Annotated in this window: 11 protein-coding genes; 10 read left to right on the plus strand and 1 reads right to left on the minus strand. The window is 69.8% G+C overall.

Going from position 1 to position 12,499, the window contains the following annotated elements:
• Positions 1-353: 353 nt before the first annotated feature.
• Positions 354-545, minus strand: a complete 192-nt coding sequence (locus FOF48_RS26155) for a hypothetical protein (protein ID WP_143905778.1) — start codon at positions 543-545, stop codon at positions 354-356.
• A gap of 407 nt (positions 546-952) precedes the next feature.
• On the opposite strand from FOF48_RS26155, the gene FOF48_RS26160 reads away from it, so the two are divergent.
• The 10 genes from FOF48_RS26160 (at position 953) to FOF48_RS26205 (ending at position 12,482) form a co-directional block, all read left to right on the plus strand.
• Positions 953-1,522 carry a polysaccharide biosynthesis/export family protein gene (locus tag FOF48_RS26160; RefSeq protein ID WP_143905780.1) on the plus strand — a complete coding sequence of 190 codons (570 nt, stop codon included), beginning with the start codon at positions 953-955 and terminating at the stop codon, positions 1,520-1,522.
• Between the two features lie 84 nt (positions 1,523-1,606).
• Positions 1,607-2,755, plus strand: coding sequence for a hypothetical protein (locus FOF48_RS26165; RefSeq protein ID WP_186002076.1), 1,149 nt, complete (start codon positions 1,607-1,609; stop codon positions 2,753-2,755).
• Between the two features lie 35 nt (positions 2,756-2,790).
• A complete protein-coding gene (locus FOF48_RS26170; protein ID WP_143905784.1) occupies positions 2,791-4,200 on the plus strand; it encodes a Wzz/FepE/Etk N-terminal domain-containing protein in 1,410 nt (469 codons plus the stop codon).
• Positions 4,201-4,237: 37 nt separating this feature from the next.
• A complete protein-coding gene (locus FOF48_RS26175; protein WP_143905786.1) occupies positions 4,238-4,975 on the plus strand; it encodes a CpsD/CapB family tyrosine-protein kinase in 738 nt (245 codons plus the stop codon).
• A gap of 111 nt (positions 4,976-5,086) precedes the next feature.
• Positions 5,087-6,454 carry a polyisoprenyl-phosphate hexose-1-phosphate transferase ExoE gene (exoE, locus tag FOF48_RS26180; protein ID WP_143905788.1) on the plus strand — a complete coding sequence of 456 codons (1,368 nt, stop codon included), beginning with the start codon at positions 5,087-5,089 and terminating at the stop codon, positions 6,452-6,454.
• A 106-nt stretch (positions 6,455-6,560) separates the two neighbouring features.
• Complete coding sequence (yvcK, locus tag FOF48_RS26185; protein WP_143905790.1) at positions 6,561-7,643, plus strand: gluconeogenesis factor YvcK family protein; 1,083 nt, start codon at positions 6,561-6,563, stop codon at positions 7,641-7,643.
• A gap of 36 nt (positions 7,644-7,679) precedes the next feature.
• Positions 7,680-8,801, plus strand: a complete 1,122-nt coding sequence (locus tag FOF48_RS26190) for a GNAT family N-acetyltransferase (protein WP_143906053.1) — start codon at positions 7,680-7,682, stop codon at positions 8,799-8,801.
• A complete protein-coding gene (locus FOF48_RS26195) occupies positions 8,789-9,967 on the plus strand; it encodes a DegT/DnrJ/EryC1/StrS family aminotransferase (protein ID WP_186002077.1) in 1,179 nt (392 codons plus the stop codon). The genes FOF48_RS26190 and FOF48_RS26195 overlap by 13 nt, the downstream gene beginning before the upstream one ends.
• Positions 9,968-10,048: 81 nt before the next feature.
• Positions 10,049-11,245, plus strand: coding sequence for a GNAT family N-acetyltransferase (locus FOF48_RS26200; protein ID WP_143905792.1), 1,197 nt, complete (start codon positions 10,049-10,051; stop codon positions 11,243-11,245).
• A 193-nt stretch (positions 11,246-11,438) separates the two neighbouring features.
• Positions 11,439-12,482 carry a carbon-nitrogen hydrolase family protein gene (locus FOF48_RS26205; RefSeq protein WP_143905794.1) on the plus strand — a complete coding sequence of 348 codons (1,044 nt, stop codon included), beginning with the start codon at positions 11,439-11,441 and terminating at the stop codon, positions 12,480-12,482.
• Positions 12,483-12,499: the final 17 nt, after the last annotated feature.

Consider the following 12,499-nt stretch of genomic DNA (forward strand, 5'->3'; position numbering starts at 1 on the left):
TCCACGAAGCACGCGCGGATGCGTGCGAAGGCTGTTCGTCGAGCTTGATTCACCTGGTGTACCGCGAATCATTCGTCATCCCCGAGGCGTGTGAGGCCGGCCCTCGCCGTGAAATCAAGCTGCACGGGAGGGCCGGGCGTCTGTGCGGGGGAGGAGATTCTTTCAACCGCCGTGAGACGGCTTCACGGTGGGTGCATTGTTCCCTCACGGTTTGGCCATGAAGGCTCGAACGCGACGGGGTTCACCCGCGTAGAAAAATGGGCCCCCGGACCGGACGCGGAGGGAAGCCTGGGCTCCCCACGTCGCGCTCCGGCCCGAAGGCCCGTGACTCCCTCAGTCCTTCAGGACTGGCTTCAAGCCTGCTTCGCGACGCCAGCGGGCACCGCCGCCCTGCTGCTCAAGAGCGCGCTGCCTCCATAGAGGGCCAGGCCCACCATGCCCAGGACACCCGCCTCGACGCCGTTGCCCAGCGAGGCCCCCATCAGGCCCACCACGCTGGTCCCGAGCATGAAGACCACCCCCACCGCCCCTGCCACCTTGCCCATTCCGCTGTCCCCTTGGTGACTGAATTGGACCCCTGAACCGCAACCGCTGTCCGACGCACATCCACTCTTCAAGACCCGTGCCGGGGTGTTGTTACCCGGGCCCCAGAGGAAGCGTTTTGCGCTGTGGAAGTGGCGTGGGGCGCGTTGGGCAAACCTCTTCCACCCCGTGGAACCGAACGGCAGAAAGCACAGCCGAGAACAGCGGGGGGGGACCGGAATTTTTCCCGGATGCTCCCATGTGCGCACGATGTGGCACGCCGTAACCCACCGCATTCCAAGGGATTTCCCTCCGCCTGGCCGCTGGCACACGCGCTGCTAAGAGCCTCCGCCAGAAGCGCACCGCCCGGCCCTTCGGGGCGTGTGATTGGTGGCTCGCGCGGACATCAGTGAACGAAGGAGAGCGGAAGATGGGAATGCGGCGCACGGGGTTCTGGACGGTGATGGGGATGCTCCTCCTGTCGGGTTGTGCTCACCAGCAAACGCTGAAGGTCGACAACGCGGATCAGCCTTACCGCATTGGCCGTGAGGACGTGCTCGACGTGAGTGTGTGGCGGGATCAGGAGCTGTCGCGCACGGTGCCGGTGCGCCCGGACGGCTACATCTCCGTTCCGATGGTGGGGGAGATCCAGGCCGCGGGCAAGACGCCCACGGAGCTGGCCGAGGCGCTCAAGGCGGGCCTCCAGCCGTTCGTGCAGGAGCCGCGCGTGACGGTCATCGTCCGCGAGGTCAACAGCACCCGCGTCTTCGTGACGGGCGAAGTGGCCCACCCGGGCGCCTACCCGCTGCGGGGCCGCGTGTCGCTGCTGCAGGCCATCGCGCTGGCGGGCGGCTTCACCGACTTCGCCAACTCCGACGGCATCGTCGTCATCCGCACGGACGGCAACGGCGGGCAGTTCCCGGTGCGCTACAGCGACCTGGTCTCCCCCAAGGGCGAGAGCGTCATCCTGCGGCCGGGTGACACCGTCGTCGTCCCGTGACGGGGGCCGGACGCGCGGTCGAAAGAAAGACAGACATCCAGAGGCAGGGAGCGTGGGCGTGTGGGTTTGGACGGGAGGGCGGCGGTGAGGGGCAACTGGAAGCGAGCAGTGATTACAGGCTGTCTCATCGCCGCGCCGGCCGCGCAGGCAGCCACCATCCTGGCGCCGCGACTGCGCCTGACGGCGGAGGAGCGCTTCGACAATGACCTGCGCCTGGGCGCCAATGGCACCAACGGGCAGTTCATGACGAAGCTGTCCCCCCGGCTGGGCCTGGACGTGAAGAACGAGCAGGTGACGTTCGACTCGTACTACGCCGGGGACCTCCTGGCCCGGCACGGCTCCGGCAAGGTGACCTTCGATCACCGCCTGGGATTGGGCTTCCGCGACGTGCTGTCGCGCCGGCTGCGGCTGGACGCCAGCGCGAGGGTGTTCCGCGTCTCCGACCCCACGTCGCTGCCGCGCGACGGCCTGGCGCGCTCCACGTCCCCCACCTTCTATGCGCAGACGCGGGTGGGGCTCACGGGGCGCGTGACGGAGCGGATGGATGTCCGCGGCAACTACCTGTTCGAAGCGACTCGCATCATCGAACCGGGGCGGGTCGCGGGCTACGCGCACACCCCCTCGGTGGAGCTGTGGTACCGCACCACGCGCCGGCTGTCCCTGGGCGCGGAGTACCGCTACCAGGGCTTCCTGTACGACGGTGATTACAGCCAGGCGCACAGCGCGGCGGCGGCCCTGCGCTACCGGCTGGGCCGCCCGACCACGCTGACCGTCCGGGCCGGGCCGGTGCGCTACCTGCCCTCGATTTCGTCTCGCGGTGGGTGGTTGCCCCGCGTGTCGCTGGAGCTGATGCGCGAGGGTGAGCGCACCGACCTGGGCTTCGCGACGGGGCACGACCTGGTGGGGGCCAGCGGCTTCTCCGGAGCGGTGTGGGCGGACTACGCGTCATTGATTGGCGCGCACCGGTTCACCCAACGGCTGTCCGCCTTCGGCGCGGCCAGCTTCTTCCGCAACGGGGCGGCGCCAGGACACAACTACAAGGAGTGGCGGAACACCGTGAACGTGTCGCAGGGCTATGCGGTGGGAGGAGGCGTCGAGTACCGGCTCAGCCGGAAGCTCGCGCTGCAGGGGGCGGTGGACCGCATCGCGCAGGTGGGCGCGGCGGACGTCGTCGGTGCGGGGGACCTGACACGCAACGTGTTCGCCCTCCGTCTGGTCATGACACCTTGGTAGGCAACTTTCGAGTTCGAGGCATGGAGGAGCGGATCATGGAGCGTGGGATGACGGCGGACCAGATGCTTGCGGCGCTGTGGCGTCGCAAGGCCCTGGTGGGGGCGATCGCTGCGGCAATCTTCGTCTTGGGCGTGGCCATCGTGGTGACCCGGCCGAGCATTTATGAGGCATCGGTGGTGGTGCGCGTGGAGCCGCAGCGCCCGGGGGAGGAGATGGTCCAGCGCACGGTGAGCGAGCTCATCGAACAGCGGCTGGTCACCGTGCGCCAGGAGCTGCTGGCGCGGCCGGTGCTGCAGAAGGCCATCGAGGAGATGAACCTCTACCCGGAGCTCGTCTCCGAGAAGGGCGTCGAGGCCGCGGTGGAGCAGATGCGCAAGGACATCACCGTGCGCGTCGAGGGTGAGACGGCCTTCGAGCTCACCTACGCCGGGCGCGACCCGCAGGTGGTGGCGCAGGTGACCAACCGCCTGCCGGCCATCTTCTCCGAGGAGACGCTGAAGATCCGTCAGGCGCAGGCGGCTCGCGCCACGGACCTCTTCAACGGCGAGATGATCTCCATGGGCAAGGCCGTGTCCTCCTGGGAGAGCAAGATCTCCCGCTTCAAGGTGGACCACCTGGGCGAGCTGCCCGAGCAGATGGAGATGAACATGCGCGGCCTGGAGCGCATCAGCGCCCAGCTGCAGACCAAGTCCGAGGAGCTGCGCACCGCGGAGGCGCGCCGCTCCGACCTGGCCCGCGCCCGCAACGCGGCGGACAGCGAGGCCGGCCGGCTGGAGACGGCGGAGAGCGGGCTGTCCCGCACGCTGACCCAGGCCAAGACCCAGTGGACGGAGGACCACCCGGAAGTGAAGCGCATGGAGCGTGAGCTGGGAGACATCAACGGCCAGCGCAAGGAGGCGGAGGGCCGCATGACCGCCGAGCGCAACGAGCGCACCCGCGTGACCCTGCTCGTCGCCAACATCCAGAAGGACATCATGGACCTGCAGAAGCAGGCGGAGGCCTACCAGGCGCGGTTGAACAACACGCCCCGCTGGGCCCAGGAGCTGTCCGTGATGAACCGCGACTACGAGATCGCCCGCACCAAGTACCAGAGCGTGGTGAGCCGCAAGGTGGAGGCGGAGATCGCCCAGGAGCTGGAGGCCAAGAGCGCCCAGAGCCTGTTCAACGTCATCTCGCCCGCCGGGGTGCCTTCCGCGCCGGCCCGCCCGGACCGCATGAGCGGGCTGCTCATCGCCGCCCTGGTGGCCCTGGCCCTGGGGGTCCTCACCGGCACCGTCCTGGAGATGCGCGACGACAGCCTGCGCGACGGCTCCGAGGTCCGCGAGCGCCTGACGCTGCCCGTCCTGGCGGTGGTCCCGAACATGCAAGGCAAGACGGAGAAGCGCGTGTTGATGCCAATGAACGGCAGCAAGAACAGCGTCTCGTCACCCACGTCCCTGAATTAATTGCCGCCCCCAGATGGAAAGGATTGGAGAAAACCAGATGGATTCGACGATGGAGCGGGCCGGGAACTTCCTGCCGCGCATGGATGACAGCGGGGCTTCCTCGAACGCGGTGGACCGGCGGGTGGTCACGCTCACGGCCCCTGCCTCCGTGGCCGCGGAGCAATACCGCACGCTGTACTACCGGCTGGAGCGGATGCGCGAGCAGCGTCCGATGAAGGTGGTGGCGCTCACCTCCGCGATGCCCGGCGAGGGCAAGACGGTGACGAGCGTGAACCTGGCGCTGGCCGCCGCCCGGGCGAACCCCGAGCGCCGCATCCTGCTGGTGGACGCGGACCTGCGCCGGGGGCAGGTGGCCCCCACGCTGGGCATGCGCAACAAGCAGGGCCTGGCGGAGCTGCTGGCCGGGGAGTGTGACGTGCGCGACGTGGTGCGGCGCTTCAACTCCACGAAGCTGGCGGTCATCCCCGCCGGCTCCACGCCGGAGGAGAGCACCCAGGTGCTGGCCAGCGCCCGCATGAAGCAGTTCCTCAAGGCGGTGCGCGAGGGCTTCGACGAGGTGTACGTGGACCTGCCGCCCACGCTGCCGTTCGCGGACGCGGCCATCCTGGGCCACCAGATGGACGGCGTGCTGATGGTCATCCGCGCCAACGTCACCCCCTCCAAGGTGGTGAACCAGGCGGTGGAGCAGCTGGCGGGCGCGGCGCTGGTGGGCTGCGTGCTCAACGGGGCGGAAGTGAACGCGACCCCGTACCTGAAGAACTACGTGAAGAAGTAGCGCGGTGACGCAGCGGTGAAGGTGTTTCGTGGCCCAACCCGCTCCTCGCGCCGATGAGGCGCGAAGGGCGGGGGGCCTGGAGTGGCGGCGGGTCGGGGTTGGAGGAGTCACGTGCTTCGCGTTTTCCATCACTACTTTTCAGCCAAGAAGTTGACGTTCTTTCTCGCTGAGTCGTCGGCGATCGCCTTGGCCTGTGTCGCGGGAGCCGCGGCGTGCGCGGCCCTCTTCGCGCCCCTGGGCACCCGCCCGCCGCTCGCCACGCTGTGGCCGACGCTGGTGGGGCTGGGGCTGGCCTTCGTCGTCACCTTCCAGTTCACGCTGTACCTGTTGGACCTCTACGACCTGCGCATCGCGGCCGAGGACCGCACGCGCGGCTACCGCTTCCTCAAGGCCGCGGGCGTCACCGCGATGGTGGCGGGCGTGGTGATGCTGCTCTTGCCGCTGGTCCTCCCGGTGGTGCTGCCCCCCGGGACGCTGCTGGGCGGCGCGATGGGGGCCCTGGCCGGCACGCTGGTGGTGCGCGTGTCCATCCGCGCCCTGGTGGGCGAACCCGACGCGGTGCTCATCGTGGGGGATGGCCTCAAGGCCCGCGCGGTGGCGAGCGCCATCGAAGATGGCGGCGAGGGGTCCTTCCGCGTGGTGGCCCTGGTGGACCCGCGCAAGGTGGAGGAGTCGCTGGACGCGACGGCGTCCCGGTTCAACGCCTCCTACGTGGTGCAGGCCGCGGACGACATGCGCGGCGCCAACTGGGTGGACTCGCTCCTGCGCTGCCGGCTGGACGGGCGGCGGGTGTACGACGCGGCTGGCTTCTGCGAGCGCGTGCTGCGCCGCATCCCGGTGCAGTTCCTGCGCGCCAGCGACTTCGCCTTCGCGGATGAGATGACGGTGTCGCCGCTGCGGCGGGCCTTCAAGCGGATGTTCGACCTGGCGGTGGCGTCGCTGCTCTTGCTGATGGCGTCGCCCTTCCTGGTGCTGGTGTCGCTGGCCATCAAGCTGGACTCCCGGGGCCCCGTCTTCTACCGGCAGGACCGCGTGGGCCTGGGCGGCCGGGCGTACCCGCTGTGGAAGTTCCGCAGCATGCGCACCGACGCGGAGAAGAACGGCGCGGTGTGGGCGCGCTCCAACGACGACCGCGTCACCCGGGTGGGCAAGTTCATCCGCCGCACGCGCATCGACGAGATCCCGCAGGTCTTCAACGTGCTGCTGGGCCACATGAGCTTCGTGGGTCCCCGGCCGGAGCGGCCGGTGTTCACCGAACAGCTCAAGCAGCAGATCCCGTTCTACGGCGTGCGCGAGGCGGTGAAGCCGGGCATCACGGGCTGGGCGCAGATCCGCTACCCCTACGGAGCGTCGGTGGAGGACGCGCGCAATAAGCTGGAGTTCGACCTGTACTACGTGAAGAACGGGTCGTTGTTCCTGGACGTCGCCATTATCTTCCACACCGTCCGGCACGTGTTGTTGGGGCGGGGTGCCCGGTAGTCGCATCGAACGTCACGCGCTGAAGCCATCCGCGGTCTCTGGTTGTCGGGGGCGGCCGGGATGGCGAGGGTGGGCAATGGATTGGGATGGGCGAGGGGGTCGGAACATGGTGGGCATGGACGTGGATGCGCCGTTCCCGGAGTCGTGGAGTCAGGATGAGGCGCGCAACAAGCGGCTGAACGCGGAGCGCAACGAGCTGCTGCAGGCCCCGATGGACCGCCCGACGCGCATCGTCGCCATGGGCGGAGGCACGGGCCTCCCCATGGTGTTGCGCGGCCTTGCCCGCCGCGCCACGCCCCGCGCGGGCCAGCCCGGCGTGGACATCACCGCGGTCGTGGCGATGAGCGACGACGGCGGAAGCTCCGGCCGCCTGCGACGGCTGCACGGCGCGCTGCCCCCGGGGGACATCCGCAACTGTCTGGTGGCGCTCGCGGGCGGCAAGAGCGCGCTGAAGGACGTGTTCCAGTACCGCTTCGGCGGCGCGCGGGGCCTCGCTGGCCACGCGGTGGGCAACCTGCTCATCGCCGCGCTCGCGGAGCTGAAGGGCGACTTCCTGGAGGCGGTGCGGCTTTCCGGGGAGCTCCTGGGGGCGCAGGGCCAGGTGTTGCCCAGCACGCTCTCGTCGGTGCAACTGGTCGCGCAGATGCATGACGACACGGAGGTGGTGGGCGAGCGCAACATCTGCCGCGCCCAGGGCCGCGTGCGCCGCGTGTCGCTGAGCCCGCGCTCGCCGCCCCCGGTGGACGGCCTGCTGGAGGCCATCTATTCGGCGGACCTCATCGCCATTGGCCCGGGGTCGCTGTACTCGAGCGTGCTGCCCAACCTGCTGGTGGACGGCGTGGCCCAGGCGCTGAAGGAGACGCGCGCGCTGAAGGTCATGGTGGCCAACCTGATGACCCAGCCGGGTGAGACGGACGGCATGAACTGCCTGGACCACGTGCAGGCGGTCATCGACCACGTGGGGCCGGTGCTGGACGCGGTCCTCGTCAACGGCCGGATGCCCGCGGATGACTCCATCCAGCGCTATGCGCGCAAGGGGTCCATCGTGGTGACGGCGGAGGCGCGGGAGCTGTTGTCGTCCGGGGTGATCCCCGTGCAGGCGGACCTCCTCAAGGAGGGGTCGAAGATCCGACACGACAGCCGCAAGGTCGCCGCCTGCCTCCTGAAGATGGCGCGCAGCGGCTTGTAGCGCGCTCCACCCGTCACCACCTTGGGGCCCGCGATGATGGAAGCCAGAGACCTCCGTGCCGATCCGCCGCGCGTCGTGGAAATCAACGACCGGGCGGCCTTCATGTCCTTGGAAGCCGAGTGGAACCTGCTCGTGGAGGGCACCTCCAACGAGCTGTTCTACCGGCACGAGTTCCTGCGGCTGTGGCTGGACAACTTCGCCGCGGGGGCGCGCATGCGCGTGCTGCTCCTGCGCGGCGAGGACGGGGCGCTCACCGCCGGGCTGCCGCTGGTGGAGGAGCGCACGTCCATGTACGGCGTGCCCGTGCGCCAGCTCACCTCCGCGGCCAACGCGCACTCCTGCCGCTTCGACGTGGTGGCGCGCGAGCCGGAGGCCGCGGCGGCCGCGTTCCTCGCGCACCTGCGCGAGACGGGCGGCTGGGACGTGCTGCGGCTGACGGACGTGCCGGACGGCGGGGCGGGCTTTCGCCTCTTGGACGCGGCGAGGCGGGGCGGGCTGCCGGTGGGCGAGTGGGAGTCATTGCAGTCGCCCTATGTGCCGCTGCCCGCGAAGAAGGACGCGTTCTTCGCGTCGCTGCCGTCCAAGTTCAAGGCCAACTGCCGCAGGCGCCGGCGCAAGCTGGAGGAGAAGGGGAAGGTCACCTTCGAGCGCGTCGATGGGGGCCTGGACCTGGAGGGCACGCTGGAGGAGGGGCTGCTGCTGGAGCAGAGCGGCTGGAAGGGCCAGCGCGGCACGGCCATGTCGCAGGACGGGAAGACGCGGGGCTTCTACACGGAGCTGGCGCGGGACTCGGCCTACCGCGGGCGGCTGGCGCTGTACTTCCTGCGCGTGGACGGGCGCGCGGTCGCGTTCCAGTACGGCCTGGAGTACGGCGGGCGCTACTTCCTGCTCAAGCCCGGCTACGACGAGAACCTCAAGGAATGCAGTCCGGGGCAGCTCCTGATGGAGGAGGTGCTGGGGGACTGCCTGGACCGGGGGCTCACCGAGTTCGACTTCCTGGGGCCGGACATGGTGTGGAAGCGCGACTGGACGGATCGCGTCCGCAAGCACACCTGGCTCTACGTGTTCAATGACACCGCCTTCGGACGCGCCCTGTGCGCGGCGAAGTTCCGGTGGGTACCCGCGGCGAAAGAGGTGGTGGCGCGATGGAAGCGGTGAAGATGTCCGACAAGCTGTTCGTTCCGTCCCTGCCCACGCTGTGGCCAGGGATGTTGCTGGCCCATGCCCGCCCGGGTTCGCTGCCGCCGTTCTCCTCGCCCAACGCGCGCTACTTCTACTTCGCGCGCAACGCCGTCTGGCTGACGATGAAGATGCTGCGCCTGGAGGGGGGCGAGGTGCTGATGCCCTCCTATCACCACGGCGTGGAGGTGGAGGCGGTGGTGGACGCGGGCGCGACGCCGCGCTTCTACCGCGTGGGCGCCCGCTGGGACGTGGACCTGGCGGACGTGGCGAAGCGCATCGGGCCGAAGACGAAGGCGCTCTACCTCATCCACTACGCGGGCTTCCCGGGGCCGGCGGCCGCGATGCGCAAGCTGGCGGACGAGCACGGCCTGCCGCTGATCGAGGACTGCGCGCTGTCGCTGCTGTCGTCCGACGGCGCGACGCCGCTGGGCACGACGGGCGACGTGGGCATCTTCTGCCTCTACAAGACGCTCCCGGTACCCAATGGGGGCGCGCTGGTCGTCAATGGCCCCCGGCAGTACAGCCTGCCGGCGCCGCCGGCGCCGCCCCTGGCGTCCACGTTCAGCCACACCGTGTCCGCGCTCCTCCAGAACCTGGAGCTGCGCGGCGGGGCCGTGGGCCGGGGCCTGCGCGGCCTGGTGCGTTCGGTGGGGCACGGCACGGTGAAGGCCGCGAGCATCGAACGGGTGGCCACGGGCACGCAGCACTTCGACCGGCGGCACGTGGACCTGGGCATGAGCCCGCTGACGAAGCGCATCGCGCTGGCGCAGGACCTGGAGGCCATCGTCGAGGCGCGCCGCCGCAACTACTTCCTCCTGCTGGGCCGGCTGCGTGACGTGTCTCCGCCGCTCTTCAACCAGCTGCCCGCGGGCGTGAGCCCCCTGTTCTACCCGATGGTGGTCCAGGACAAGGAGGCGCTGCTGGCGAGGCTGCGCGAGCGCGGCATCGACGCCATCGACTTCTGGAAGCGCTTCCATCCCGCGTGCGACCCGTCGGAGTTCCCGGAGGTCGCGCAGCTGCGGCGGACGATCCTGGAGATTCCCTGCCACCAGGACCTGTCGCCGGAGGTGATGGCGGAGGTGGCGGACGTGGTGCGCGCCGCGCTGAAGTCGGAGCGGCGTCCGAGCAAGCGCACGGGGTGAGCGGGTGGGGGCTGGCTCCCGGGTGGTGATGCCATCCGGGGGGGCGCGGTATTGCTTCGGGAAAGGCATCAGGGTGACGCGGTGATCCGCGAAGAAGAATTGACGACGGGGCCAAGGGTGACGCCGCGGCTGGATGTGGCGGCGGTGGGCAGTGCTTCTCGGATGGCGGGGATGCGGGCGGAGTGGAACGCGCTCCTGGACGCGAGCACCGCCGGGCCGTTCAACGCCTGGGAGTGGCTGTATCCCTGGTGCCGGCGCATCTCCCCCGGCGTGCGGCCGCTGGTGCTGACGGCGAGAGACCGGCTGGGCACGCTCACCGGCCTGTTGCCGCTGGGGCTGGAGCACCGCTGGGTGAACGGCGTGCGCGTGCGGCGCCTGGGCTTCCTGGGGGAGACGCACGTGGGCAGCGACTACCTGGACGTGGTGGCGCGCCAGGGCCGCGAGGCGGAGGTGGCCCGGACGTTCTTCCAGGTGCTCCAGGGCCTGCGGGACGAGTGGGATGTGTTGGATTTGACGGACCTGCGCGAGGGTTCGACGACGCTGGGCGCGGCGCGCGAGGTGTTCGGCGACGTGCGCGTGACGGAGCGCTACGTGTGCCCGTACGAGCCGCTGGTGCCGGGCGAGCCGTTCGACGCGTTCCTCAAGCGCACGGGCCGGCGGGACAACTACCTGCGGCGGCGCAAGTGGTTGGAGAAGCAGGACGGCTATCGCATCGAGCGCACGGACGCGCCGGGCGCGCTGGCCGGGCCGATGACGGACTTCTTCCGGTTGCACGCGCTGCGCTGGTCCTCGGATGGAGGGTCGCAGGGCATCAAGGGCGCGGGGGTGGAGGCGTTCCACCGGGACGCGACGCAATGGCTGGCGGAGCGGGGCCGGCTGCGGATGTACACGATGAAGGTGGGCGGTCAGGCGGTGGCGTCCGTGTACGGCATCCTGCATGGGCGGACCTTCGTGTACTTCCAGTCCGGCTACGACCCTGCCTGGCGCAATCGCAGCGTGGGCCTGGTGCTGGTGGGGGAGACGTTCAAGGACGCCATCGACCTGGGCCTGACGGAGTACGACTTCCTGCGGGGCACGGAGAGCTACAAGGCGGACTGGGTGACGCGGCAGCGCCAGACGGTGTCGCTGCGCGTGCACGGCTCCGGGCTCGCGGGCACGTGGTTCACCCGCTCCGAGGACTGGGCGCGCCAGACCCGCAACGCGGTGAAGGGTGTGCTGACGGACACGCTGGTGGAGAAGGTCCGCCGCTTCCGCCGCCGGAAGGCCGCGGTGCATTGACGGGAGTTGCCGGGCGGGGGGGAACCTTCGGCCGGGGGGGAGTGTTCCTCACGCGATTGTCGGGACACCCGCTCTGGCCGAAGGGGTGCGGCACCGAGGCCCAACGGTTATTGCCTCCAGGCGGGTTCAGCCAGCCGGAGGGACATGCCATGGGATTCCGGTCGAAAGAACATGCTGTCGGCCGTGGATCCGCATGAGTCCGCTTCGGGTCGCGGCGCTCCAGCTCCGCGCTGAAAACGGTCAGGTCGAACGCAACCTCGAGCACGCCAGTCCCTTCATCCGGCGCGCCGTGGAGCAGGGAGCCCAGCTGCTGCTCCTTCCGGAGTTCTATTCCTCCGGCTACCTGCAGAGCCCCGCCATCTGGGACGCGGCGGAGTCCCTGGACGGACCGACCGTCTGCTTTCTGAAAGAGGAAGCCGCCCGGTGGCACGTCCATCTGGGGGCCTCCATCCTGGAAGCGGACGGGGACGACTTCTACAACGCCTTCGTCCTCGCCTCTCCCTCGGGGCGGATCCACAGGGTGCGCAAGCGGCGCGCGCCCTCATATGAGGCCTATTGGTTCCGGGGCAGCGTTGACGATCCCTGTGTGATCGACTGCGACCTGGGCCGCCTCAGTGTGGGGATCTGCGCGGACAATCACTTCGGGGACATGGCCTCGTATATCGAGCGCCACCAGTCACAGCTTCACCTCATGCCGCACTGCTATGGCGTGCCGCGCGCGAATCCCTGGACCTTCCCCGCGGAGCTCATCGAGGCTTCGCGCCGGCAGGTGGAGGTGCTGCCGGTGCGCTACGCCAGGCACTTCGGCATCCCGGTGGTGCTCGCCAACCAATGCGGTCCCTGGACCAGCCCCCTGCCTTCGCCGATGGGCCTCCTGGTGAGGACGGATCGCTTCCTGGGTCGGTCCGCCATCGTGTCCGCCCTGGGGAACCGGCTCCGCGCCCTGGGCGAGGAGGAGGAGGGCGTCATCGTCGACACCGTCGAACTGCGCCCCACCCGTGGCCGGGGGGATGAGCGGATCATCGCGGGGGCCCAGGGCCCCTGGGGTTGGACGGCGCTCGGAGATCCGCTGTTCGCGACGGCAGCGCTCGCGTTGAAGATTGGCGCGATGGAGTGGCTGGCGCGCCGAAGCTACGAGCGCAGCGAGGAACGCAGGCGGAGTGCCCGGCGTGTCCATGCCCGGGGGGGCATCCCAACCTGGCCCGAGCGAATCCTCCGCGCGTCCGGCAACGCCTGACAGGCGAACGGCAGCCC

The sequence above is a fragment of the Corallococcus sp. Z5C101001 genome (genome assembly GCF_007352635.1).
Taxonomy (GTDB): domain Bacteria; phylum Myxococcota; class Myxococcia; order Myxococcales; family Myxococcaceae; genus Corallococcus; species Corallococcus silvisoli.